Origin of the sequence: Thermobaculum terrenum ATCC BAA-798, from assembly GCF_000025005.1 — a bacterium.
Taxonomy (GTDB): Bacteria; Chloroflexota; Chloroflexia; order Thermobaculales; family Thermobaculaceae; genus Thermobaculum; species Thermobaculum terrenum.
Genome location: NC_013525.1, coordinates 1,142,501 through 1,168,560 on the forward strand (window position 1 = coordinate 1,142,501; position 26,060 = coordinate 1,168,560).

A 26,060-nucleotide genomic window follows, 5' to 3' on the forward strand; every position below is an offset into this window, starting at 1 on the left:
GATAGATGTTTCAGGAAAGAATGTAGTTGTTATCGGTAGGAGTAATGTAGTAGGGAAGCCCTTTGCTCAGCTAATGCTTATGAAGCATGCCTCAGTTTCCGTGTTACATAGTAGGTCCAAATCGATCAGAGATTATACACTCAATGCTGACATTGTGGCCGTAGCCGTAGGGAGACCCAATACTCTCACTGCAGATATGGTGAGAGAAGGGGTCATAGTTATAGATTTTGGAATAAATTTTGTGAACGATAGACTCGTAGGGGACGTAGATTTTGAGGCGGTTTCTCCATTAGCAAGCTTTATTACTCCTGTGCCTGGTGGTATAGGTCCCCTAACCAACCTGATGCTGGCAAGTAATCTAATCAAGCTAGCGCTTACTCAGCCTTAGAGTGCACCACCGTTACTACAGCCTACATAGAGCTTGTGATAATAGATATACTCCATAACCTTATCTGGAACGAGATATCTTATAGGTTCCCCCTTTCTTACTCTATCTCTTAACTCTGTACTACTAATAGGTATATGAGGCACATCTACTAAAAAGTATCTGTTTTTAATACAAGGCAACTCGGATTCGACTTTGGCTATATCGGGACCCATGCCAGCTCGCTTCATCACAGCTAAGTTGGCTAGGTACACTATCTTATTAGGCATGTACCAACGATAAAGCGAGGAGAACTCGTCTGTCCCAAGAAGGAAGAAGAGTGAGTCGTTCGGGTTTAGCTGCTTGAGCGTCTCTAGGGTATGGACCGTGTAAGACACTTCTGGGCGTTTTACCTCAATATCGGAGAGCTCAAATAGATTGTTTCCTTCTATAGCAAGCCTTACCATTTGGAGCCGATGCTCAGGAGGTGTGACCTGAATGTCTCTCTTGTGTGGAGGAATACCCGCAGGTATCCAGAGTATCTTATCCAGTCCTAGTCTATACCGGACCTCCTCGGCTGCTGCTAGATGGCCTATATGTGGGGGATCGAAAGTGCCACCCATTATACCGATCTTTCCCATAGTCTTGATTTATGCCTCTACTTTTACGTTGATGTTGACTTGTGGGTAGTGTTCTTTTATTTTAGCTGCGATCTCGCCTATCAATAAGCTGTCCTTAGGCAGCCAGTATCTCAAACCTAAAGTCGTGTTTTCATCCTCTATCAGGTCTATACGTGTCTCGGGTTTAGGCATCAGATTCAGCTCTGGAATCTCATTTGCTAGAGACGGATACCACTCTACGATCTGCAATATGACTTCTCTATTGGCCTTGATAGTAACCAGATAGGGTAGCAGGTTACTGGCTGCCTTATTGGAGATGATGTCCGTCATCAGTACCGAATTGGGAATTATAACCTTCGTGCCATTATCTGTCTCTAATACGGTAGTCCTCAATTCTATAGTACGTACGTTTCCTGTTTGATCCCTTATTGTTATTCTGTCACCGATGTTGAATGGCTTCTCTAGAAGTATGTATATACCTGCTATGAAGTTTCTTAGTATATCCTGTAGAGCCAAGCTGACGGCTAAACCGCTAACACCAAGCACGGTGACTATCGCTGTGATCTGTACACCTACTAAGGGTAGGGCGGTAAGTATGCCTAAGATGATCACAGAAACAAAGGCGATGTTAGATAGCAACGCCACGATTGCAGGATCTCGAAGAGCTCTGTTCCCGGTACGGACTATTCTGTCTCTTATATATCTGCCAATCGTGATCGAGATTATGAGTGCAATCAGTAGGACAGCTATTTTGCCAATAATATCTGCAGCTTTAGTTAGGGTCTGCTGGGTAAGATCGTAGACCTGAGGAATCACGTTTCATCCCTAAGGCGTTTTTGAAGAGTTTATAGCAGTAGAGACTCAGAAATAGCAAATCAGGTTTCTGAATCTCTACTGCTAGGGTTAGAGGTTATCTCTTGTGGTTATTGGCTATAATCGCGAGGCTAGTGACACTATCATTAGGCTTTAGAGTCATTAGAGATACACCGCGCGCTGCCTTGCTTTGTTTACTAATAGTATTGGTCTTTAATCTTACTACTTGTCCGCTGGCAGAGGCTATCAAAACTTCAGAATCTTCTGGTGCCATCCTGGCGGTAGCTAAATCACCCGTCTTCTCATCTATTTTGATAGCTCTAGCTCCTGATCCGGCCCTAGCTTGCCTGTTAAACTCATCTATAGACGTCCGCTTACCAAAACCTTTCTTAGTTACTAAGAGTATCTCTGCACCGCTTTGAACGACTTCCATAGCAACTACTTCATCGCCCTCTGATAACCTTATAGCGGTTACGCCTATTGCTTGTCTTCCAGTTGGGCGTACATCAGAGGCTGGGAATCTTATTGATTGTCCCTTAGCAGTAAGGACGAGTATGTCGTCGTTGTCACCTAGGAGTCGAACATCTCTTAGCTCATCTCCCTCTTCTAACGACATTGCGATTAGTCCATTGGATCTAACTGATGAATACTCCTCTAGTGAAGTTCTCTTTATCTTTCCATTCTTGGTTATAGTTGTAAGGTAGCGATCTGGCTTGAATTCCCTGACCGCTATTACCTCAGTCACTCTCTCGTGTGGTTCTAGGTTAATTAGGTTGACTAATGGGAGCCCCTTAGAGGTTCGACTCGAATCGGGTATCTCATGTGCCTTAATTTGGTAAACCTTACCCTTATTGGTGAAGAATAGGACGCTATCCATGGTATTGCACACTAGGAGGTGCTCTACTACATCAGAGTCTTTGACTCCCACCCCGTTGACGCCTCTACCGCCTCTACGTTGTGTGCGATAGGTATCAGGTGGTAGTCTCTTAATATACCCCCTATCGGTTACGCTTACAGCTACCTCGATGTTTGGTATGAGATCCTCGTCTCTGATATCTCCGCTAGCTTCTACTATCTTGGTGCGACGTTCATCGCCATATTTATCTCTGATTTCTTGGAGATCAGACTTGACTATGGCTAATACCTTTTCAGGGCTTGCCAGAATCGACTCATATTCCCTTATTTGGGCTCTTACTTCTTTGAGCTCGTCCTCTATTTTCTGCCTCTCCAGGGCTGCCAACCTTCTCAATTGCATATCCAGAATTGCTTGAGCCTGGACCTCGGTAAGTCCAAAGTCCTGCATTAGCTTGGTTTTGGCAGCATCGGCACTTCTGGAGTTACGGATTGTATTTATGACTGCGTCTAAATTGCTGAGAGCTATCATTAATCCTTCGAGCACATGTGCTCGTGCTCTGGCCTTGCCGAGATCGTATTCAGTTCTGCGCCTGATAACTATCTGTCGATGCTCTATGTAATGCCGCATCATCTGCTTCAATGTGAGCATGCGCGGCACGGTTCCGTCAACGAGAGCTAGAGAGTTGACGCCAAAAGTCGTTTGCATAGGCGTGAACTTATACAATTGGTTGAGCACCTTCAGTGGCTGAGCCTCTCTGCGCAGCTCTATAACTATCCGCATACCGTTTCGATCAGACTCATCTCTAATATCAGAGATACTTGGGATACGTTCTTCCTTGACCAGTTCGGCAATCTTCTCGATTAGAGCTGCCTTATTGACTTGGTAGGGAAGCTCGGTGACGATTATAGCTGAGCGATTGCCTCGCAGCTCTTCAATATGTGCCTTGGCTCTTACTATGATCTTACCTTTTCCTGTGCCATAGGCGGAGAGTATGCCCTCCCTGCCGAGAATAATACCTCCAGTAGGAAAATCTGGCCCTTGGACTATCTTAGATAGATCCTCTATTGTGGCATCTGGATGATCGATCAGATAGATAAGACCATCACATATCTCGCGTAGGTTGTGCGGCGGGATATTTGTTGCCATACCTACGGCTATTCCAGAGGAGCCATTGATCAGCAAATTAGGAATCCTGCTAGGTAGTACTACAGGCTCTCTCTCACTATCATCGTAGTTTGGAACAAAGTCTACTGTATCTTTGTCGATATCACGCAGTAGCTCCTCCGCAAGCCCTGTCAGTCTTGCCTCGGTGTAACGCATAGCAGCTGCGCTGTCACCATCAACGGAACCAAAGTTACCTTGACCATCGACTAGGGGGTATCTAAGTGTAAAATCCTGAGCCATGCGTACCAAGGTGTCGTATACTGCTGAATCACCGTGTGGGTGATATAGCTTCAGTACTTCACCCACAATACCTGCGCTTTTTCTGTATCTCGCAGATTGAGTGAGTCCCAGCTGGTACATGGCGTAGAGGGTTCTTCGCTGTACCGGCTTCAGTCCATCTCTTACATCGGGTAGCGCTCTGGACATGATTACGCTCATAGCGTAATCAAGGTAGGATGAGCGCATCTCTTGATCTATATCAACAGGACGTACTACACCTATTTCCATCTTCCTATGACAACCCCCTAGTTGTAGTCGCAGTGCTTAAAAAGAGAAATTTTGTTCACATAACAATTATACCGGTTTAATAGACCAGATATCTAACCTTTAGATGGAGATATAAAAGCTTATATAATGTTCGGGGGTATTACCCGATGAAATAAACATGTCTGGAGGAACTTATTGCCAGCGGTAGTGGTAGTGGGTGGCCATTGGGGCGATGAAGGGAAGGGCAAGATAATAGACTTGCTCGCGGGTAGGTTTACCTATAACGTGCGTTATAGTGGCGGTGCCAACGCCGGCCATACTGTGGTCAACCATCTTGGGAAGTTTGCGCTACATCAGATCCCAAGTGGCGTTTTTCACTCCGGTGTCAAAGCGATGATAGGAGCAGGGGTTGTGTTGAACCCTGCTACATTGATTGAGGAGATAGATAGTATCAAGAGCAGGGGTATAAATCTATCTAATCTCCATGTTAGCGAGCGGGCACATCTAGTTATGCCCTATCATCTAGCTATTGATAAAGCCCGTGATAACTGTAGAGGTGATAGAAGGATTGGCACCACTGGCAAAGGTATAGGGCCAGCCTATACCGATAAAGCTGCTCGAGATGGGATTAGAGCTGGCGATATGCTTGACAAGGATTATTTTCTAAGTCAAGTACGGGCCAATGCACTAATTGCCAACCAATACCTAGAGTGTGTTCTCAATTCCCCTGCGATAGATGTGGAAGAATTGGTTTTTCAGGCAAGTGAGTGGTGTGCTGCCCTTTCACCTTTGATATGTGATACGGAAGATTTGATCAGACTTGCCTTGCGTCGAGGTGAGTGGGTAGTACTTGAGGGTGCACAAGGCACATTACTAGATTTGGATTGTGGGAGCTATCCATACGTTACGAGCTCTCTTACTACCTCTGGTGGTGCATGTGCCTATCTGGGAATACCTCCTAAGGACATATCTCATGTTGTAGTGGTGATGCATGCATATATGACTAGGGTGGGAGAAGGTCCTTTCCCTACAGAGTTAAACGATGATTATGGCGACTACATAAGAGAGAGGGGCCACGAGTTTGGTACTACAACTGGTAGGCCAAGAAGATGCGGTTGGTTCGATGCTATAGCTAGCAAGTATGCTGCTGAGATAAATGGTGCTACCACTATAGCTATCACCAAACTTGATGTTTTAGATGGTTTGGATAAGGTTAGGATCTGTGTTGGGTACGAGTACCGCGGGGAACGGATCAGTCATTTCCCGGCTAGGTCACAGGTACTTGCTGAGTGTGTCCCAGTATATGAAGAGTTGGATGGGTGGGAAACTTCTACTAGTGAAGCTAAGAGCTGGGAAGAGCTACCTGAGAAGGCTCAGGATTATGTGCGTCGTATAGAAGAGCTGTTAGAAGTTCCCGTGTCGATAATATCAGTTGGCCCAGCTAGGAATCAGACTATAGTGGTCAAAGACCCTTTGGATTAGGATTCAAATTTGGGTTCTCTGTTCATTAGATCTATTAGAGCCTCATGTACAGGTTTGCCTTCGAACATAACCTTGTAAGTCTGCTCTATTATTGGCATATCTACTGCCAGCTCCTGAGCCATTTTCCATGCTGTCCGAGTAGTTTCTACCCCTTCGGCTACCTGAGGATGCAGCTCTGATAATATATCCGCCAGTTTCCTGCCTTTAGCAAACTCTTGCCCCACCCACCTGTTTCTACTGTATTTGCTGGTGATAGTAACTATGAGATCTCCGATACCTGCAAGTCCAGCAAATGTTAATGGGTTAGCGCCCTGAACTATTCCGAATCTAGATATCTCTGCGATACCCCTAGTCACGAATGCTGCCTTGGCGTTATTACCTGCTGCCAGGCCATCAATGGCCCCAGCACCTATAGCTATGACATTCTTTAGAGCTCCTGCTATCTCTACTCCGACGACATCTCGACTGCCATAAATCCTGAATGTTTTTGTGGTGAGCGCGTTGATTACTCTCATAGCAACTTGCTCATCTGGAAATGCGACTACACTAGTTGTAGGTTTGCCTTCAGCTACTTCCAGTGCTATGTTTGGTCCTGACAGCGCTCCGATGTTCTTGGGGTCAATGCCTGGTAATTCAGCCTGCAAAACTTGGGTCATTCGAAGTTCGGTGCATGGTTCAAAACCTTTGGCGGCACTTAAGACTATGTGATTCTCACTCAGGTAAGGCGATAGAAGCCTGATATTTTCTCTCATGGCTACTGATGGTACTACCATTATTACTAAGGGGCACTGGCTAGTAGCGATCTCAGGATCCGCAGTAATATATAACTGCTCAGGTAGTACTATAGATGGGAGGAATCTTTCGTTCCTTCGTGTAGTTGACAGTTTTTCCGCTTCTTCTTTGGATCTGCAAAGAAGAGTAACCTCATGCTCTCTAGAGAGCATAGCGGCAAGTGCAGTACCCCACGATCCTGTCCCTACTACAGTGATACGCTCTATGCTGCGTTTCAAACGCTATTCCTCCGCATCTTGCTTCACACACTTTGAAAGTTATACTAGCAATTATCTTTACTTACATACCAAATAAATATGGGCCATATAGCTAAGTCTAGCTATATGGCCCACTTCCTAAGCTAGTTACTTCCTAAGCGACTCTGTCAGCCTTCAGCATGTCTATAAATCTGGAAGCCTCCCATCGAGTGAGCTCCTGAGGGCTATGCCCATATATACTTTGGCATTTCTCATCTACCTCTTCCCTGCTCATGTTGAGGCTGTTCTGAGCTATGGCGTATATAGCATTAAGCTGCTTTTCGGTTATACTTCTAGCACTAATTGCTCTTGCTTCGGTACTGGGAGCAAATTCTGCCGTATTATCTCTTTCTAGTGAATCTGCTTCGGATGTACGCGTGGATTCTGGCTCATCTTCTGCTAGCTCTTCTAGAGCAGCTACGCCCACGTTGACGGCGTCTCTCAAAGCTCTTGCCTTTGCCCGGGTCTCAGCCATCCTTATGAGATGTAGACTCATGAGCTTCGATACGTTCTCGGGAGATGCATCCCCAAGACCTGTAAAGGTGCCTTTTTCTGTCTGTACTGTAGCTTTACATATAGCTACGTGACCGTTCTCCGGCGTAGGTATTTGCAACAACTCTGTTTCTATCCTCTTTAGCCCTTGAGCGTGTGCTTCCTCTAGCAATCCGGCATATAGGACGAAGCTCTTTCCCTGTCTTTCGATTATAAATTCTTTCTTCACCGTTATCACCTCGGAAATAATGAACGCTTGTTCACTTAGTAGTATATGTGTTAATAGGATGTTTGTCAAATTAGTGAATTTGCGAACAGAAGATCATGGCTGGAAGAGGTAACCTACACCTGGTACGGTGAGAATGTGTTTGGGGTGAGCAGGGTCTTCTTCTATACGCTGTCTGAGATAATAGATGTGAGTCTTAACTAGGCTATCATCTGCTGCCACACTATAACCCCAAACATTTCTCATTAGGTCTTCTGTTGGAAGCACTTCTCCTTGATGCATTACCATGTATCTGAAGAGTTCGAATTGAAGCTTAGTTAGCCTAATTAACTCCCCCTTGTACCTTACCTCCATATGTTGGAGATCTAGCTGAAAAGGTCCAGCTATGATTCGCTGGTTTCCACTCGCATTGTTTGATCTTCTAGCAAGTGCTCTTAGTCGGGCTATTAGCTCTCTAGGTGAGTAGGGCTTAGTGATGTAGTCATCTGCTCCGAGTTCCAAGCCGTGCACTATATCCGCGTCTTGCCCTCTAGCGGTAAGCATGATAATTGGTACAGAGCTATTGGCTCTCAGTCTTGCGCAGACCTCAAATCCATCCACCTGAGGCATGGCTACATCAAGCACGACCAAATCTGGAGAATCAGAGAAGACTTTGTCTAAGGCTTCTTTACCATCTATGGCCTTTATAACTTCGAATCCTTCTCTTCTTAGAGTAAAAGCAAGGATATCTAGCAGATCCAGGTCATCATCTGCTATCAGTACTTTCAGCTTCTTTTCTATACCAGGTCTATTATCGTCGGTAGACTTTATCATTTTCCTTGTATTCGGCTCTCAATGGGAAGGGTAAACCAAAAGGTGGTTGATTTTCCAGATTGGCTCGTAACCCCTACCGTCCCTCCATGCAACTCCACTACTTCTTTCACGATTGCTAGGCCTAGTCCGGTACCTACGGGACTCTTATCTGAAGTGCTAGCTCTATAAAAACGCTTGAAAAGCATTGCTATTTCGTTCTTAGGTATGCCCGGGCCTCTTTGCCTTACGGATATTCTTACCAAGGTGCCTTCATTGGCCATTATAAGTTGTATAGGCTCATTCGGAGGACCGTACCTGCTAGCATTAGATAGTAGATTCACTATTACACTTATAATCCTTCTTTGGTCTACAAATAAAGCTGGGGCTTCACTAATAGTTCTGATTTCTAGCCTCTGATTCTTGCTATTTAGTAATGGCTGGACGAAGTCGATTGCGTCTTTGACTAAGGATTCTACTGAGGCCCAGCTTTTCCTCAGGTGAAGCGTGCCATTTTGTATCGCTGCTACATCTAGTAAATTACTGACTAGCGATTCCAACCTACGGGTATTCCTATGTAGGAGGTTAATCATGCTGCCTAATTCAGATTGGGGTATGTCTTTGTAGTCTTGTAACATCACCTCGGTAGTAGCAACCAAAGCCGTCAAAGGGGTCCTTAGCTCATGAGTGACGTTACTCAAGAAATCGTTCTTGGCTTCTTCTTGTTCGCTTGACAGAAATATCCGGTGCAGGAATAGACTACCTGATCTTGATCTAATGCTCTTGACAAGCCAAGTAGCCGTCTCCCCATTGATGGCTACTGGTACGAGTACCTCTTCACCTGCTATCTTATTGCCTTGCAAAGTGTTTTCTATCTTTTGGTAGTCTTCAGCTGTTAGGATATTACTTAGATTAGACGCTTGTCTTAGGTTTAAGAGTTCTCTTGTAGAATCGCTATATCCTAGAATGTCCCCATTTTTATTGGTTAACAAGTAAGGATCACATAAAGACCCTACCAGACCTATCTGATCTGGTAGGGTCTCTAGATAACTTGAAACAGATGTTTCTGCTTGCTCAAAATCCATAGCTGAATTATTACAGCTAATCCTCTAGAAAGTCTCGTAACTGCTTTATCAAATGGTTTTCCCTTAGCCTACGCAAGGCGGTACACTCTATTTGTCTCACCCGTTCCCTAGTTATAGCAAATTCGTTACCTACTTCTTCAAGTGTCCTACATTTACCGTCAACTAACCCAAACCTCAGTTCCAGAACCTTTCTCTCTTTTGGTGGAAGGTTCTGGAGGACTGAGTTAATTTGTTCCCTAAGTATGTCATTCGCCGCTTTTTGCACTGGATTTAGCACGTGGACGTCTTCTAGGAAATCTCCTAACATGCTATCACCGTCTTCACCTATAGGGGCTTCCAGCGACACAGGGAACTTGGAAGCCTGTTGTATCTGCACAACTTTCTTCATAGGCATACCTAACTCACTGGAAAGTTGCTCTATTGTAGGTTCATGCCCGAGCTCTTGTTGTAACTTCTGACTTGTCTTATGGATCTTACTGACGGTTTCGCATACGTGGACTGGAAGACGTATGGTTCTAGATTGGTCTGCTATTGCTCTAGTTACTGCTTGTCTTATCCACCAAGTCGCGTAGGTCGAGAACTTGTAACCGCGAGTATAGTCAAACTTGTCAGCGGCTCTCATTAAGCCTATGTTGCCTTCTTGTATAAGATCTAGTAGTGACAATCCTCTGCCCAGGTATTTCTTAGCTATACTTACCACTAGCCTTGTATTGGCCTCTATCAGCTTACACTTCGCTCCTTCTCCTTCTTTTCTTACCTTATTCCAGTGGTTGATGACTATACTTTTGTTGGCCAATAGGACCTGTGATACTGTTTTGACATCTGGACACTTATTTGAGCGCTCTATGTATTCCGTGATGAGAGGGGGGAGCAAGTACATGTCTTGCTCTGCTTCCAGCAACTTCTTGACTTCTTCGTCTTTTGCAAATGACTCACGTGCGTGTGTTATAGCTGCTTGATAGAGCTCAGATAGAGGTAAGCTTACGTCTGTGGGAAGCCACTCTTTTGCTTGCACGTAACCCAAAGATGCGGATTTATATATCTTGAGAGCTACTAAGGTTACATCCGCATTTGTGTGCTGTTGAAGCCAGTATTCATCCAACCTACGAGATAATTCTATCTTCCTGGCAAGGATAACCTCTTGCTCTGCCGTTAGTAGTGGGACCTTACCAATTTCTCGAAGGTACATCTGGACTGGCTCGTCCAGATCGTCAGCGTAGCCTTCTATATGTTCGAGATCACTTAGGTCACTACCTTCCTGGTCTACATCGTTAGTAGCGTCATCAGAGAATTCAATCGCTATGTCTTCACTCTCTAATTCGAAGCTTTCTTCAGATTGTAAATGAGCATCTTCTATGAACGACCCATCACTGGGTATGCTAATACGGAACTTGTAATCTTGAATCATTATCCTGGCCTCCTACTCCTGCTCTGCACCTACCTGCATTAATAGCCTCTAGTTATAAAAATAAAATATGTGCTAGGCCAGGATCTCAGCCAGTATCTAGATAACTGCAATTACTCACTGAATTTATGGTCAAGAAATGAAGGGTCAAATACATTTTGTAGATCATCGCGCCGCCTATGTTCCTTTCTGTTATTGATTTCTCAGGACGACGACCACGAAATCAAGGACCAAAGACCCTTTGAACTTATACTACTCCAAATATTAGCTTCTGTCTAGTATTGTTTGTCAAATAGTGACGGGTGCTAATTGCCAATCATTCTATCTTTACTGTTTGTAATTCATATAAGTGGTGTACCAACTTGTAGGGTGTGCTGGTATCCTATACTCCGAAAGGAGGTTGAGCATTGTCGAGCGATTTTGTACACCTTCATCTTCACTCTGACTATTCCCTTCTAGATGGTTTGGGAAAGATCAAGGATTACGTAAGTCTTGCCAAAGCATATGGTATGAAAGCTATTGCTCTGACCGATCATGGCGTCATGTATGGCGCCATTGAGATGTACACCGAGGCCTTGGAGGCAGGAATAAAGCCTATCATAGGTTGTGAGCTTTACGTCGCTCCCAGGTCTAGGCATGATCGAGAGAAAAGGCTAGATTCGGATTATGCTCATCTCCTTGTTTTAGCCAAGGATTATGAAGGGTATCAAAACCTTATCAAACTTGTTTCTTATGCTTTCCTTGAAGGGTATTACTACAAACCTAGGATAGATCACGAGCTTTTGGCTAAGTACTCCAAAGGTCTAATAGTTACATCATCCTGTATTGGTGGAGAAGTTCCACAACTATTGCTTCAAGGAAAGGATAAGGAGGCAAGGGAACTAGCTGACAAATACAGATCCATAGTCGGTCGTGAGAACTACTTCATCGAGTTACAGGATCACCCTTTTGAAGAGCAACGTATAGCTAACACTAAGCTTATAGAGCTTGCCAAGGACCTGGAAATTCCTCTAGTAGCTACCTGTGACGTGCACTATCCACGGCAGGAAGATGCTGCTATCCAGGATATATTGCTGTGCGTGCAAACAGGTAAGCAGGTTACCGACAAGAACCGCATGAGGATGAGTAGTGATACTAACTATATGCGCTCTCCTCAGGAAATGGAGCAAGCCTTCAGGGATTATCCGGAAGCAATCAAGAATACCGCTCTAATAGCCGAGATGTGTAACCTGCAAATCCCGATGGGTAAGTGGATTTTGCCTCACTTTGATGTCCCCGAGGGTTACGACCTTCAGTCCTATCTAAGATATCTGTGCGAGGAGGGACTCAGGCAAAAGTATTCAGAGGTGACGCAGGAAATTCGCGACAGACTCGAATACGAGCTCGATGTAATTAACACCAAGGGATATACTGCCTACATGTTGATTGTGCAGGATTTTGTAAACTGGGCCAGAAGTAGAGGAATAGCTGTTACGAGCCGAGGCTCAGCTGCTGGAAGCCTGGTTTCTTATCTTCTTAACATAACTACTGCAGATCCTATAGAATACAAGCTTCCTTTTGAAAGGTTCCTTACCATACATAGACCCAGCCCTCCCGATATTGATATGGACTTCGAGGATAAAAGAAGGGAGGAAGTAATAGAGTATGTTACCTCCAAGTATGGTGAAGAGAACGTAGCGCAAATCATCACCTTCGGTACAATGGAAGCTCGTGCTGCTGTCCGAGATGTGGGTAGAGCTTTGGGTATCAGCTATAGCGATACAGATACTATAGCGAAAATGATCCAACCAGGGTGGTCCATAAAGGAAGCTCTGGAGAACTCTTTGGCACTAAGGCAGTGGTACGAGCGAGATGAGAGGATAAAGCAACTTATAGACGTAGCTTCCAAGCTGGAGGGTGTAACAAGACATGCCTCTACCCATGCTGCCGGGGTTATTATTTCGCGCGAACCGATCATAAATTATGCCCCGCTTCAGAAGGATAAGAACGGCTCCAGGCCTCTCGTGCAGTTCGATATGCGTATGTGTGAAAAGATAGGATTGCTCAAGATGGACTTCTTAGGGCTGGCCAACCTATCGATCCTGGGTAGAGCTGTCAAAACCATTAAGCAGACTCGAGGCATAGATATCGAGCTTGACAAGCTGCCTCTAGACGATACTAAGACTTATGAATTGCTTTCCTCCGGCGAAACCACTGGTGTTTTCCAACTAGAGTCTGCAGGCATGAGGAGATACATCAAAGAACTCAAGCCTTCCAATATACGGGACGTAGCAGCTATGATAGCCCTCTATCGTCCTGGCCCTATGGATATGATACCTACATATATCGCACGTAAGCATGGCAGGGAACCCGTTGAATATCTAGTCCCTGGATTGGAACCTATTCTTAAGGATTCATACGGTGTACTTGTATACCAGGATGACATACTGCTAATTGCAATAGAGATAGCCGGTTACACCTGGGAAGAAGCTGACAAGCTTAGAAAAGCTGTTGGTAAGAAGATACGTGAAGAATTGGAGGCTCAGAGGGATAAATTTATAAAGGGGTGCCAAGAACATGGGGGGTTGTCTCCAGAAAAAGCTCGAGAACTATGGGACTGGATGGAACCATTTGCTAGGTATGGCTTTAACAAGGCTCATGCTGCAGCTTACTCCCTAGTGGCCTATCAGACAGCGTATCTGAAGGCGAATTATCCCTCCGAGTATATGTCCTCACTGCTCACAGTGGGTATGGATAACTCAGAGAAGGTTGCCTCTGGAATAGTTGAATGCAACAGGATGGGCATAAGGGTACTTCCACCAAGTGTGAATGATAGCTTTGAGGAGTTCACGCTTGAACCGCAGTCACAGCGCCCGGGCGAACCTATACCCATAAGGTTTGGCCTGGGGGCAGTGAAGAACGTTGGGTCGGGTCCTATCAGTGCCATTGTGAGCGCTAGGGAGTCGCTACCAGACAAGCGCTTCAAGTCTTTCGAACATTTTTGCACGGTTGTTGACTTCAAGCAAATCAACAAAAGAGCACTGGAAAGTCTTATTAAAGCCGGAGCCTTTGACGAGTTTGGTCATAGAAGCCAACTTCTTGCGGCAATTGACGAGGCAATAGCCCTGAATCAGAAGATGCAGCGTGCATCAGATCTCGGACAGTTCAGCTTGTTTGGAGATGCTTTTTCATCTCAAGATCACTTGCCGTCTCTAACCCTGCCCGAAGTTGATGAAGCTCCCAAGGAGCAACTGCTTGCTTGGGAAAAGGAGATGCTTGGTCTCTACCTCAGTGAGCATCCCCTTAACGCTGTGCTCGGCAAGAGACGCCTAGATAGTACCTCTCTTATCTCCGAGATTTCCGAAGAAATGGTAGGCCAGACCGTGCGAGTAGCTGCTATGCTGGTGAATCCGCAAATCAGGACGACAAAAAGGCAACAAGAGATGCTTATAGGTAAGTTAGAGGACCAAACCTCTAGTATAGATTTTGTGGTTTTCCCCGAACAATATGAAAAGTATAGAGATTTACTAGTTAGCGATGCCGTGCTTCTTGTAACAGGCAAGCTAGATGAGAGACAGGAAAGCTTCCAGATTGTATGTGAATCTGTGGCGAAGATAGATGGTAACTCTGAAGATGAGATATCGCAGGAGGTAGAATCTCTAATTGAGGAGGATTCTCCGCATCCAGAAAGCGCCAGAGCTTACGAGATACGAATACGCTTCCCAGTGTCCGATGATATTGAGGTGGATATAGAAAGGATGCAAGCTCTTTATAAGCTACTTAGATCTCACCCTGGTGACGATAAAGTCCTGATTCAGCTTCCAGTAGGTTCTAGGTTCGTGGTCATCGAACCCACGAACCTAGAAGTATCATTTAGTGCTGTACTAGAACAGGATCTGGAGAAAGTCTTAGGTTCCAGATGTTGGCGACTGTATGTGAACAATAAGGGCGATAGAGTACAGGTAGCCTAAGATCTGTTTCTCTTAAGTAATTTCAGCATCTCATCTAGGGGCCTGGTATTGATAACATCTTGGGGCCGTATCCATCCTCTGGCTGCTGTCCCCACCCCATATTCCATGTTGTATAGTCCTTCAATGCTATGTGCATCGCTGCTGATGCTGATTAGGCAGCCTGAGTCTACTGCCTCCTGGGCGTTGACGTCTCTAAGGTCCAGTCTGTTGGGATCGCCATCTACCTCCAGTATTGTTCCCGTTCGGGCTGCCTCTCTAAAGATAGTCTCGAGATCAAAATCCCCACCTTCCCTGCTCCCTATTATTCGCCCTGTAGGATGAGCAAGTATGTCAACTAGCGGATGTCGTATTGCTGCCAATGCCCTGGATGTAACTTTCTCTCTCCCTTGCCTTAGTCCCGAATGTACGCTGGCTATAACGAGATCGAGATCTCTAAGTACCTCCTCGGGCAAGTCCATACTGCCGTCACTAAGGACTTCCATCTCTATGCCTTGTAATATCTTGAAAGGTGCTAGTTCTTTGTTGAGGGATTCTATCTCCTTCCTTTGCTCCACGATTCTTTCTGGAGTCAAACCTCTAGCTATCCCAAGGCTTTGGGAATGATCCGTTATACATATGTACTCGTATCCTAGGGATCTAGCAGCTAGCGCCATGTCTCGGATACTGCACTTACCATCACTCCAGGTTGAGTGCATATGAAGATCGCCCCTGATATCCTTCTGTCTAATTACCTTCGGCAGTTGGTGAATCAGAGATAGTTCTATCTCACCTCTGTCCTCTCTCATTTCCGGGGGCACATATTGGATTCCTAAAAATTTATAGACTTCCTCTTCTGTTGAGAACGTAATGAGCTGTTCGTTCTTCTTGAAGCCATACTCACTCATATGAGCTCCACGTTCCAATGCCAGGTCACGCAGGTGCAGGTTATGGTCCCTGCTACCCGTGAAGTGCAGTAACAAAGTCCCCCAATGCTGGGCCGGCAGACATATCAAGTCAACCTGTATGCCGCCCTCGATCATGACCCTGCATCTATTTTCACCCTTCATGTTTACGTCTTGGACCATAGGCAGGGAGCAAAATGTATCGATTATATCTTCCGGATGTTCTGATGCAGCAACTATATCTATATCTCCTGCGGTCTCTCGGAACCTCCTAATGCTTCCTGCCAGCTCTATCTTTTCCACCTTATCGGTCTTTTCAAGAAGCTGCTGGACAATGCGCTTACCCAGCTCCCTTGCCTTTCCTATAGGTATCCTTATATCTCGACCTTTCAGGGATTTCAGCCCCTCTATTATCCTCTCTATAGCTTTAGGGCCTAGACCCTTTACCTTATAGATTCTCCCATCTTCTATTGCTAGCTCTAAGGCATCCAGGGAGCCTACCTTCAACTCGCCCCATAGTAATTTGACTCTCTTGGGTCCCAAATCAGGTACCTGCAATAGCTCACGGAGTGTCGGCGGGTATTCCGATGTAACCTCTTCTAACAGTTCGAAAGTTCCAGTATCTAGCAGATCTTCTATCTTCTGAGCTATTGCCTTGCCTACACCGGGAATGGTCTCGAGCTTGCCTTGTTGCCTTAGGGTGGATAAAGGTTCGGGAGTGTGATCTATGGAATCTGCAGCCTTACGATACGCTGCAATTTTATAGGATGCCTCTCCCTTTATTTCGAGAAGATCTGCTAGCAGTCTGAATTTCTCTGCTATGTCATGATTTGAGATGATTTGATCTCGCACCGCTTTCTTGGCCTCCATAGATATGGTTATCTTTTGCTAATTTGCCGTAACTGATCTCGCTGTTATAATAAAGCAAACAGTTACCGTACTCCTATGTAAACTAAATTCAAAAAAGGTGGGGATGTTGGTTGACGTAGCTTCAATAGCTCAAAGGATATCTGAGAACATACAGAAAGTTATTCTGGGCAAAAAGGACGAAATAGAATTAGCTATCCTAGCATTGCTTAGTAAGGGACATATCCTTCTCGAGGATGTCCCTGGAGTAGGCAAGACGGTCTTAGCCAAATCTCTGGCAGCATCTCTAGGTTGTTCTTTCAAGCGTATCCAGTTCACCCCTGATCTACTTCCTAGCGACGTTATTGGCGTATCTATATATAACCAAAAAACTGGAGAGTTTGAATATAGACCAGGTCCAATCATCGCTCAAGTTGTGCTCGCAGATGAAATCAACAGAGCTACTCCCAAAACACAATCAGCCCTATTGGAAGCGATGGAAGAGAAGCAGGTTACTGTTGATGGGGTGACTCATAGCCTTCCCGAGCCTTTTCTCGTCATTGCTACAGAAAACCCTATAGAGTACGAGGGCACTTTCCCACTGCCAGAGGCCCAGTTAGATAGGTTTCTTATAAGGATGGCTATAGGGTACCCAGATAAGTCTGATGAGATCTCTGTACTGGAGAGCCAGCACATAAGGCATCCCTTGGAGGAAATTGGCCAGGTAGTTAGTCCAGCAGATATATTAGAGGCACAAGAAGCAGTTAAATCTGTATATGTAGACAGGCTGATAAGCGAATATATCGTGAATATAACCTCTGCGACCAGAGAGCATCCGGATGTTTACTTGGGCGCAAGCCCCAGGGGATCACTTGGCATATACAGGGTCGCTCAGGCGCGTGCTGCGATCTCTGGTAGGGATTATGTTATACCTGACGATGTAAAATCTGTTGTGCTTCCTGTGCTGTCCCATCGAATAATTCTCAATCCTTCCGCTCGTATGAGGGAAGTCACGACAGAGTCCGTAATATCCAACGTCCTAGAGAGCGTAACTGTTCCTGGTACTAGGTCTGTTATTCGTAGATAAGATTGCAGGTTTGTATGTATGTCTAGAATTAGTCCTGCAGTATTAGGATTGTTACTTATAACTGTAGGGTTAGCTGCGGTCTCCACGGGCTGGCGATTATTATTCGTGCTTTTTTGGTTGATACTTGGAGTAACGGCTGTAGCTTGGCTCTGGGTAGTCTTGGCATTTAGAGGACTCAAGGTCGTTCGCCCAGAGCCTACTCTTAGGGTGCAGGTTGGTGACGTTCTGCGCGAAAGAGTATCATTTATCAATACTTCTAGAATTCCCAAGCTGTGGCTGGAAGTGCATGATGGTGGCGATTTACCAGGTAGAGATACAGGAAGCGTAATTACTGTCCCCTCTAAGACCGAAAGGCGTTGGTGGAGAAGAACCGTCTGTGAGCGTAGAGGAGTATATAGGTTAGGTCCACTGACAGTTACTGCTTCAGACCCTTTCGGAATATTCTCTAGAACTATTCAAATAGGTAGATCCCACGAACTAGTAATTTATCCTCAGATAGTTACAATATCCGACTTTCGGGTGCCTGCCTTGGAGCTTCCTGGGGGAAGCATAACTCAAAAGCGTACTTTTCAGGCTAATCCTTATGCTAGCTCAGTAAGGGATTACAATCCTGGTGACAGTCTTAGTCACGTCAGCTGGAAAGCTACAGCTAGGCATCAGCGGCTAATGGTCAAGGAGTTTGAGTTCGATCCAGTCTCTGATATATGGCTTGTGCTTGATCTTAATCGAAGGTGGCATGTTCCAACTGCTAGCCATGAATGCCATGTCAGGGATGATCCATCTAGAAGGTATCTCAACTCGACGGTCGAGTATGCAGTTACTACTGCCTCCTCCTTGGCATCCTACCTTCTGGAAAGGGGTAGGAGCGTAGGACTTATTACATGGAGTAAAGATAGGTATGTGGTGCTACCTGATAGGGGTATAAAGCAGTTGTGGAAAATACTGGATGTCCTGGCATTAGTAGACGTAAGCAGTGGACCAAGTCTAAAGGATGTCTTGATTCATAGTCAACCTTTATTCGCTGGTAATTATTCGATAGTAGTAATTACTCCCGATATCTCGAGGGAATGGGTTGCGGGTTTGGCACTAGGACGGGGCCGGTACGTACAGTTTGCTGAAGTAATAATAGAATCTAGGAGCTTTGACAAAAGGGCTCCAAGGCCCGCTTATTCGCTAAACACTTCTGCGGCCAAGTCAGTGACTTACGTTCTTCGCAATGGAGATGACATAAGTTACATGTTGGGAGAGCCTAGCTTGAGCTATTCGCGTTCAGGGGATGCTAGGAGGAGAGCTATATGAGGCTATCAGTAAGGCCCAGGGATATATTTGCGACCTTCCTATTACTACTGATGGTCGTTACTACGGCAAACTCAATAAAAGAGGCTCAATGGGCTCCAGGTCTCCAGATATTAATATGGGTTGCAATATTTGGTACCTTGATAGGCTTCTTTCTTTCGAGAAGTAGTATAAGTCCTGTCAAGGCCCATGTTTTAGCCTTTATACTTGGGTTCTTTATAGTTACCTGGCAAACTGGGAGAACCTTGGATCCGGTCGTTCTGGATGGGGAGGCCAGAAGTTCAGTAGTGCTAGCACACCTGCGAGAGTGGATATCTATAGTTATGGATGGAGGGCGGAGTTATGATCCGCTAGTTTTCATATTTGTTATGGCATTTATAGTTTGGCTCTTGGCCTACAACAATGCCTGGTTTGTACTCAATTATGGATGGGTATGGTGGGCAATCATACCTACTGGTGTAGTTATATTAGTTAATGTAAGCTACAGCCCTGCTAGGGACTACGCTACCTTTGGTATATTCCTATTTTTGTCTCTTCTCCTTATGATATATTCTCATTTCTCTAACAGCTCAGAGAGATGGGCGCGTGAAGGGGTATCTTACGATTCAAGTCTTCCAACGAGGCTATTCCTGGTAGGGACAGCTATATCCATATTACTTTTGATGTTAGCCTGGAGGGGACCAGATAAATTAGCGGCCAGTGCGTTGCAATCTGCTTGGAAGAACATAAGCACCCCGATTCATAAGTTGCAGGATGGTTGGGAGAGAGCTTTCGCTTTCCTATATGGTGCTCGGCCCTCAAATTCTGGCATTGGTGGAGGCTTTGCAAGCTTCACTAGTAACTTTCGCCTGGGTGGACCTTTGAATCTGGGGAATAGAGTGGTCTTTATTGCCTTAGGAGATCCTCTGCAGTATTGGCAAGCTGCGGCCTACGATACATATACGGGGACAAGTTGGGAGCAATCAAGCGCTGAAAATCCAGAGGCTTCTGTCAAGGTAGAGTCTCCTCAGCTAGTTCCCAAGGACCAGCTTGGACCTTTAAGGGACGGTTTACAAAGGGTGGATCAAGAGGTTACATTGAGGATTCCTCTAGGACATACTCTTCTTGCTGCAGATAGAGCTGTTTCTTTTGACAAGGATGCCATATGGGATCTGTCAAGGGAGAAGGTAACGGGTAGATGGTCTATAGATTCCCGCAAAGAGCCCTCCAATGCTGCTGAGTACTCTGACGAGTTGGTTCGGCTGCGGGATTTAATCCTGTCTATAGGTCCCGATAAAATCCTTCGAGCGACAGCAGATGGTGTTGTCTTCAGGCGAAATATTATTAGTCCGACACCTACAACCGAGCAATCTCAAAATTATCAGGACTCTGAGTTCTATCGACTTCGAGCTGGCGCGAATGAGTTACAGTCTTACATGCTTGGCCTAAGAGAGGATGGACTCGAAACTACTTACAGGTACTCACGGGGTGAGGGGATTATAACCTTCTCCTACTATAAGACCAATATTCGAGACATTATGAGCGTGACTGCTGTGGACCCATTGGAACCCGGTCAAACTTATAGGGCTACTTCCATAGTTGCCAATCCTACAGATGCCCAATTAAATAAGGTAACGCAACAGCCTCCTCAATGGGTCAAGGATAAGTACCTGCAGTTGCCCCCGGATTTACCCGATAGGGTAAGGCAGCTGGCTTTAGATATTACAAGGAATGCCAAGACCACTCATCAAAAGGCCAGCGCCATAGAAGCATATCTTCGCAAAATGAAGTATAGAGAGGACATGCCTCCCACACCTGAAGGTGAGGACTTCGTAGATTATTTCCTCTTCCATCAAAGGGAAGGATACTGCACCTACTTTTCATCGGCCATGGTAGTAATGCTTCGTTCTATAGGTATACCTGCACGTGTGGCAACTGGTTTTGCTCCGGGCAAATACGATAGCCGTATTGGTAGGTATGTCGTAACAGAGTCTCTAGCTCATGCCTGGGTGCAGGTTTACTATCCTGGGTACGGGTGGGTCAATTATGAACCTACGCCAGCTAGGCCCGAAATCAATCGTTCTCCTGCAATTGGTGGAGGGACAGTTGCTCCTCAGGCTCCAGATAGAAATGCTGTTAATCCTGATGCAGTCAATCGGGCTGCCGGTCAGGGAGGATCAAGTCAAGAGATAGCTAATTCGAGAGATATCTTTGACTTCATGCGGATACCTTTTTACGTATTGTCGTCGCTAATAATACTGGTAGCAGCATGCTATGGTGTATTAGTGTTCCAGCTTCGTGGACTCTCTGGCGCTAGGAGGCAATACGCTAAACTGATACGCTTGGCGTATCTCATAGGAGTTATACCAGCTAAAAGTAAGACTCCAAATGAGTTTGCAATGCAACTGTCTTCAGCAGTGCCTGGAGCTTCTGATGCCGTAGATAGAATAACTAGCAGCTACGTAGAGGAGGTGTACGGGCATAAAATCGTGAGTGCTAGCACGCTAAAGAATGATTGGAGGATCATTCTGCTAGGTACTATTCGAAACATACCCAGCTATTGCTATCGCTGGCTGATTAGGATAGGTAACACGCTAAGAAGAGAATAATAATAAAACAGCGCTATTTCTTGTTTTTATGTTGCTTGTAGTACTTCTTAGGCTTGGGAATTGGTCTGGATTCGATCTGCTCTCTCTCTTTCTGGATCTCAATTCGCTCTTGTTGCAATTCTTCTTCGAGCGCAGCTAAGTCGTTATAAATAGACATGTTGCCCAGAGCCTCAGGAGTTTTCATGAGCTCGCTCAGCACTCTTAGAGTGGACGTATGCTCGCTTCCCGCTACTTTACTAGCCAAGGATATGTACTTGTCCATCATTTTAAGCGTTTGGGGACTTGCACTTCTTGCTTGAAGTCTTTCCTTTATTCTTAGCATGTTGCTGTAGATGTTCATTGCCATCTCCCTTCAATATCATAAGACCTGTATATTCTACCTTAGCATGACTAGTGCTAGTGATTTTTCAGGGACTTAATATCTCAGCAAGGAGCAAAACGAATGGTTACACATACAACTGATGAGCAGCATCCAGCTACTGAAAGCCATAGACCAATACCGTCTGGCACATCATGCTTTTACTGTGGCTATCCCCTACAGGGCACCATAGTAGCTTGGTGGGGGAATGGTGCGGACATATACCTACATCCAAGTTGTGTTGTTGAACTTACGATCAGGATGCTTAGAGACGTGCACGAGATAGAGTGTCAAACGCAAACCGCTATAACTGGTGGCCATAGTTCTGTGGGAAGGACTTAAAAACGCTGCCAATCGGGCTTGGAGTAGCGCCCGATTGGCAGATTCCAATTCAGAGGCAGTGCTGTTTATAATTCTAGACGAACAGCGGCTCCATGTGCCTTCTAATGACTAATCTTTGCATTTCCTCTTCAGTTGGTGATTGTCCGGTGAATCTATCAGCTGCGTCTAATACTTTAGGCAGGAGGTTTATATCTCCTACACTGTTGAGAAAGATTCCCGGCCTGCTTAGCACCCACCACACTGCTAGGTCTATATCTTCCTGCTCGGTTAGCGGAGCATACCATGTAGCTGCTGTTCTGGGCTGATCTCCCCATGGAGCTTGGGTAATGGACTTAATAGTCTGTACTGCTACGTTTCTCTCTTTGCATATGGCTAGCAACTCTTCAAAATCGCGTGCATAATCTGTATTTTGCATTAGTGGATAGTTGTAGGGAAGTAGCACCGAATCAAAGTCATATCTTTCTAGAGATCTTATGTGCATTCGGGCTACTGTAAGACCATGCCCGGTTACACCTATAAACCTTACAAGTCCTTCTTCTTTTGCTCTAATAGCTGCCTCCAGCGCGCCTCCTGGACCCATGGCTACATTCCATTCCTCTGGGTCCACTAGGTTATGGAGCTGAATAAGATCCACTTGATTTACTCTAAGCCTTTCAAGCGATCGATGTATCTGGTCGTATGCTTCCTGAAAAGTGCGCTTTTCGGTTTTAGTGGCTAAGAAGAATTGATTTCTATGTTTTTCCATCCATGGTCCTAAAAGTTTCTCGGATTCACCATAGCTCGCAGCCGTATCTATATGATTTACCCCATACTCTATGATTGTTTCCATTGTTCTATCTGCTTCTTCTTGCGTGACGTTGCTAAGGGCTGCAGCTCCAAAGATAACTCGACTGCTTGGGTGACCTGTTCTACCAAATGTCTGCTTGCCTATCATAGATTTCCTCCTCCCATCAGCTCTGGATACGCTAATAATACACCCATAGAACGATATTTGTCAGACAGTTTCTAATTTAGCTGTTCAACCTCCATATAGAGAAGTTGAGCACAGTTGCAAACATGGACCAGGCTAGGTAAGGAATAAGGATAACAGCTGCGATAACTGATACCCTTGCTACGGCTCTAATCGTCATTGCTATAAACGCCACAAGCGTGACGATCTCAATGAATCCCAACCTGGGTGACCTTAGTCCAAAGAAAATGTAAGACCAGAGAAGATTTAGCGCTAACTGTATAAAGAACAGTTTGGTTGCTGTTCTTTTCAACGGGTTATCTTCTTTAAGGCTGACAATATATAAAGCTATACCCATTAGCATATAAAGGATTGTCCACACAGGTCCAAATAACCAGTTAGGTGGAGTAAAGCTCGGCTTCCTTATTTCGCTATACCAAGATGGTATGTTCTGCGCAGTTGGTATTGATCCTATTAGTCCTACTCCCTCGCATATAGCTATGAAACCAAGCGCCTTACCGAAAGATGCTAGGTTCACTCTTTTGTCTTCGAAGTAACTCTTTGTATCCTTGACCACGATTGTTCTCCTAGGTCTTCTTTCAATATCAATTAGAGGTTAACAGGGAATAGCATATCTTCCTAATTTATATCGTAATGCGATATAATTTATTTGTGCACAACAAGACTCTTACTGAGCAGCAATATCAGGCTCTGGCCAACTTAAGGTACGTTATCCGGAAGTTCCTGCATTTCAGCGAGTCAGCTGCAAGGCAAGCAGGCGTAGAGCCCCAGCAACATCAACTTATGCTAGCAATAAAAGGCTTGCCGGAGGGTGCAAAACCCACTATAGGCGAGATTGCTGAAAGGCTGCAGGTTCAGCATAACACCGCGGTTGAATTAGTAAACCGAGCTGAAGCTGCAGGTTACGTGAGGAGGATGAAGGATAGGGATGATAAGAGGCAAGTCCTAGTATGGCTCACTGACCAAGGTGAAAGAGTCCTTGATATGTTGTCTGCTATTCACATGAGTGAGTTGAAAGTTATGGGGCCACAGTTGATCCAGGCCCTTGAATCCATAGTGAAAGAAGATATGTATTCTAAATAACTTATTGGGGAGGAAGATAACTTGAGCATTCTTGTAGAAAGGGGGCTTAGGACTCTACACCGTGAAGCTAGGGATGCACGACCCAGACTTGGTGACTTCTCGGCTTCTCCTAGGTTGATTTATATTTCTGCTTTGGCGATCATAGTAGGGATTGTAGGGGCTTTCTTAGCCTTAATACTTCTCTATCTAATACATTTCTTTACTAGCTTATTCTTTTTCCAGCGTATATCTTTTCAGGATGTATCACCATCTCGTAACCATTTAGGATTGGCTGTACTTTTTGTCCCCGTAATAGGAGGAATTATCGTAGGCCTCATGGCCAGATATGGATCTGAGAAGATACGTGGTCATGGCATCCCTGAGGCTATCGAGGCCATATTGATCAATGGTAGTAAGGTAGAACCTAGACTTGCGATACTTAAGCCAGTCTCATCCGCTATTACCATAGGATCTGGTGGGCCATTCGGTGCAGAGGGCCCAATTATCATGACAGGTGGGGCATTTGGATCTCTTATTGCTCAATTGCTTAGACTGAGCAGTTCTGAAAGAAAGACACTTTTGGTAGCAGGAGCAGCTGCGGGAATGGCTGCTGTGTTTGGTGCGCCTCTTGCAGCTATAGCATTAGCAGTTGAGGTGCTACTGTTTGAATGGAGGCCAAGAAGTCTAATACCTGTTGCTATATCGAGCGCGATCGCAGGCGCTCTAAGGTACTATCTCCTAGGGACACCTCCCATATTTCCTACTCCAACTCACACATTTTACCCTACGCTTATGGTTCTGGTTGACTGTTTCATAACTGGTTTGGTTGCTGGCCTGCTTTCACTGATCCTCACCTGGATGGTCTACACAGTTGAAGATATATTTCGCAAATTACCGGTTCACTGGATGTGGTGGCCTGCTATTGGCGGTGTATTTGTTGGCATAGGTGGTTTGATTTATCCAAGAGCTCTGGGTGTTGGCTATGATGTCATAGCTGATATGCTTAGAGGGCAGAATACTTGGCAGCTAATACTAGGTATATTGTTAGTCAAATCTGCCATATGGGCTATAGCACTAGGCTCGGGGACATCTGGAGGTGTGTTAGCTCCTATCCTCATGATAGGAGGATCAATAGGAATCATTGAATCACATATATTCCCATCGATGGGAGAGGGATTCTGGCCTATGCTCAGCATGTCTGCAGTATTGGGCGGAGCCATGAGAGCTCCTCTTACAGCCATAATATTTGCTCTCGAGCTTACACACGATATCCATTCCGTAATACCTTTGATACTGGTCGTGATAGTGTCTTACGGATTCACCGTACTTACTATGAGAAGATCCATTCTTACTGAAAAACTAGATCGTAGAGGCTATCATCTTACGTATGAATACTCTCCAGACCCTCTTGAGTTGCATTTTGCCTCTGAGGCTATGGATACCAACGCTAGGCTCATTCCAAAGGATATGACCGTGGGCGAATTTGTGGACCGGTTGGGGAAGGATATACCACTTCACCAGAGGTTGTACTCTATAGTCGGAGATAACAACATACTGTTAGGCATAGTGACCCAAAGCTTGATCAAAGGCGTTCCCCCGTCTACGAAAATAATTGACGTAGCTGAAAAGCACCCAATAGTTGCTTATCCCTACGAGACCATGAGGTCTATAGCCTATAGGATGGCTGAACATGGTATTACAAGGATGCCTGTGGTAGAACCTGATTCTGAGAGAGTATTAGGCGTTATAACCCTCGGCTCGCTGCTACAGGCTAGAAAGCGAAGGTTATTAGAAGAAAGAGTTAGGGAGAGAGTTATTAAGATCAAGTGGAATCGTGAACCTATAAGGGTTCGTACTAACTAGCATGCTT

At 45.2% G+C, this 26,060-nt stretch carries 20 protein-coding genes (1 of these 20 cut by a window edge); 8 read left to right on the forward strand and 12 right to left on the reverse strand.

Features of this window, described 5'->3' with window-relative positions; all coding sequences use genetic code 11:
- Window positions 1-388: the 3' end of a bifunctional 5,10-methylenetetrahydrofolate dehydrogenase/5,10-methenyltetrahydrofolate cyclohydrolase gene (locus TTER_RS05415; RefSeq protein ID WP_012875015.1), read on the forward strand. It extends 470 nt beyond the left edge of the window; 388 of the gene's 858 nt are visible here — the last part of the coding sequence; the start codon falls outside the window, past its left edge; it ends in the stop codon at window positions 386-388.
- Here TTER_RS05415 and nadD read toward each other — a convergent pair.
- From nadD to gyrA, 3 genes are all read right to left on the reverse strand, one after another.
- A complete protein-coding gene (gene nadD, locus TTER_RS05420; RefSeq protein ID WP_012875016.1) occupies window positions 385-1,005 on the reverse strand; it encodes a nicotinate-nucleotide adenylyltransferase in 621 nt (206 codons plus the stop codon). The two genes, TTER_RS05415 and nadD, sit on opposite strands and share 4 nt — an antisense overlap.
- 9 nt (window positions 1,006-1,014) lie before the next feature.
- The gene (locus TTER_RS05425) at window positions 1,015-1,800 is read right to left on the reverse strand and encodes a mechanosensitive ion channel family protein (protein WP_012875017.1); all 786 of its coding nucleotides are present in this window, start codon (window positions 1,798-1,800) and stop codon (window positions 1,015-1,017) included.
- Between the two features lie 94 nt (window positions 1,801-1,894).
- Entirely contained in the window at window positions 1,895-4,324 is a 2,430-nt protein-coding gene (gene gyrA, locus TTER_RS05430) for a DNA gyrase subunit A (protein WP_012875018.1), read from the reverse strand.
- A 174-nt stretch (window positions 4,325-4,498) separates the two neighbouring features.
- On the opposite strand from gyrA, the gene TTER_RS05435 reads away from it, so the two are divergent.
- A complete protein-coding gene (locus TTER_RS05435) occupies window positions 4,499-5,785 on the forward strand; it encodes an adenylosuccinate synthase (protein ID WP_012875019.1) in 1,287 nt (428 codons plus the stop codon).
- On the opposite strand, the gene TTER_RS05440 is transcribed toward TTER_RS05435, so the two are convergent.
- From TTER_RS05440 to rpoD, 5 genes are all read right to left on the reverse strand, one after another.
- Entirely contained in the window at window positions 5,782-6,795 is a 1,014-nt protein-coding gene (locus TTER_RS05440; RefSeq protein ID WP_012875020.1) for an NAD(P)H-dependent glycerol-3-phosphate dehydrogenase, read from the reverse strand. The two genes, TTER_RS05435 and TTER_RS05440, sit on opposite strands and share 4 nt — an antisense overlap.
- A gap of 133 nt (window positions 6,796-6,928) precedes the next feature.
- Window positions 6,929-7,534, reverse strand: coding sequence for a hypothetical protein (locus TTER_RS05445; RefSeq protein ID WP_012875021.1), 606 nt, complete (start codon window positions 7,532-7,534; stop codon window positions 6,929-6,931).
- A gap of 93 nt (window positions 7,535-7,627) precedes the next feature.
- A complete protein-coding gene (locus TTER_RS05450) occupies window positions 7,628-8,344 on the reverse strand; it encodes a response regulator transcription factor (protein WP_012875022.1) in 717 nt (238 codons plus the stop codon).
- Window positions 8,341-9,312 carry a sensor histidine kinase gene (locus TTER_RS05455; RefSeq protein WP_169302627.1) on the reverse strand — a complete coding sequence of 324 codons (972 nt, stop codon included), beginning with the start codon at window positions 9,310-9,312 and terminating at the stop codon, window positions 8,341-8,343. The genes TTER_RS05450 and TTER_RS05455 overlap by 4 nt, the downstream gene beginning before the upstream one ends.
- A gap of 109 nt (window positions 9,313-9,421) precedes the next feature.
- Window positions 9,422-10,813 carry an RNA polymerase sigma factor RpoD gene (gene rpoD / locus TTER_RS05460; RefSeq protein WP_012875024.1) on the reverse strand — a complete coding sequence of 464 codons (1,392 nt, stop codon included), beginning with the start codon at window positions 10,811-10,813 and terminating at the stop codon, window positions 9,422-9,424.
- A 404-nt stretch (window positions 10,814-11,217) separates the two neighbouring features.
- Between rpoD and TTER_RS05465 the strand changes: the two genes are divergently transcribed.
- Complete coding sequence (locus TTER_RS05465) at window positions 11,218-14,760, forward strand: DNA polymerase III subunit alpha (protein WP_012875025.1); 3,543 nt, start codon at window positions 11,218-11,220, stop codon at window positions 14,758-14,760.
- Here TTER_RS05465 and polX read toward each other — a convergent pair.
- Window positions 14,757-16,493, reverse strand: coding sequence for a DNA polymerase/3'-5' exonuclease PolX (polX, locus tag TTER_RS05470; RefSeq protein WP_049822962.1), 1,737 nt, complete (start codon window positions 16,491-16,493; stop codon window positions 14,757-14,759). The genes TTER_RS05465 and polX overlap by 4 nt on opposite strands.
- A 121-nt stretch (window positions 16,494-16,614) precedes the next feature.
- Between polX and TTER_RS05475 the strand changes: the two genes are divergently transcribed.
- The 3 genes from TTER_RS05475 to TTER_RS05485 are packed head-to-tail and all read left to right on the forward strand — an operon-like array spanning window position 16,615 to window position 21,458.
- The gene (locus TTER_RS05475; RefSeq protein ID WP_012875027.1) at window positions 16,615-17,574 is read left to right on the forward strand and encodes an AAA family ATPase; all 960 of its coding nucleotides are present in this window, start codon (window positions 16,615-16,617) and stop codon (window positions 17,572-17,574) included.
- Window positions 17,575-17,592: 18 nt separating this feature from the next.
- Window positions 17,593-18,873 carry a DUF58 domain-containing protein gene (locus TTER_RS05480; RefSeq protein WP_012875028.1) on the forward strand — a complete coding sequence of 427 codons (1,281 nt, stop codon included), beginning with the start codon at window positions 17,593-17,595 and terminating at the stop codon, window positions 18,871-18,873.
- A complete protein-coding gene (locus TTER_RS05485) occupies window positions 18,870-21,458 on the forward strand; it encodes a DUF4129 domain-containing transglutaminase family protein (protein ID WP_012875029.1) in 2,589 nt (862 codons plus the stop codon). The genes TTER_RS05480 and TTER_RS05485 overlap by 4 nt, the downstream gene beginning before the upstream one ends.
- A 13-nt stretch (window positions 21,459-21,471) precedes the next feature.
- Here the strand turns inward: TTER_RS05485 and TTER_RS05490 are convergent, their stop codons facing one another.
- The 3 genes from TTER_RS05490 to TTER_RS05500 all read right to left on the reverse strand — a co-directional run bounded on the left by TTER_RS05490 (window position 21,472) and on the right by TTER_RS05500 (window position 23,684).
- The gene (locus TTER_RS05490; protein WP_012875030.1) at window positions 21,472-21,798 is read right to left on the reverse strand and encodes a hypothetical protein; all 327 of its coding nucleotides are present in this window, start codon (window positions 21,796-21,798) and stop codon (window positions 21,472-21,474) included.
- A 433-nt stretch (window positions 21,799-22,231) separates the two neighbouring features.
- Window positions 22,232-23,092: an aldo/keto reductase gene (locus TTER_RS05495; RefSeq protein WP_012875032.1), complete on the reverse strand. Its 861-nt coding sequence runs from the start codon at window positions 23,090-23,092 to the stop codon at window positions 22,232-22,234.
- Between the two features lie 76 nt (window positions 23,093-23,168).
- Window positions 23,169-23,684 carry a TspO/MBR family protein gene (locus tag TTER_RS05500; RefSeq protein ID WP_012875033.1) on the reverse strand — a complete coding sequence of 172 codons (516 nt, stop codon included), beginning with the start codon at window positions 23,682-23,684 and terminating at the stop codon, window positions 23,169-23,171.
- A 95-nt stretch (window positions 23,685-23,779) separates the two neighbouring features.
- Here TTER_RS05500 and TTER_RS05505 point away from each other — a divergent pair, with 95 nt between their 5' ends.
- On the forward strand, window positions 23,780-24,211 hold the full coding sequence (locus TTER_RS05505) for a MarR family winged helix-turn-helix transcriptional regulator (RefSeq protein ID WP_241215193.1): 432 nt from the start codon (window positions 23,780-23,782) through the stop codon (window positions 24,209-24,211).
- Between the two features lie 21 nt (window positions 24,212-24,232).
- Window positions 24,233-26,053, forward strand: coding sequence for a chloride channel protein (locus TTER_RS05510; RefSeq protein ID WP_012875035.1), 1,821 nt, complete (start codon window positions 24,233-24,235; stop codon window positions 26,051-26,053).
- Window positions 26,054-26,060 lie beyond the last annotated feature (7 nt).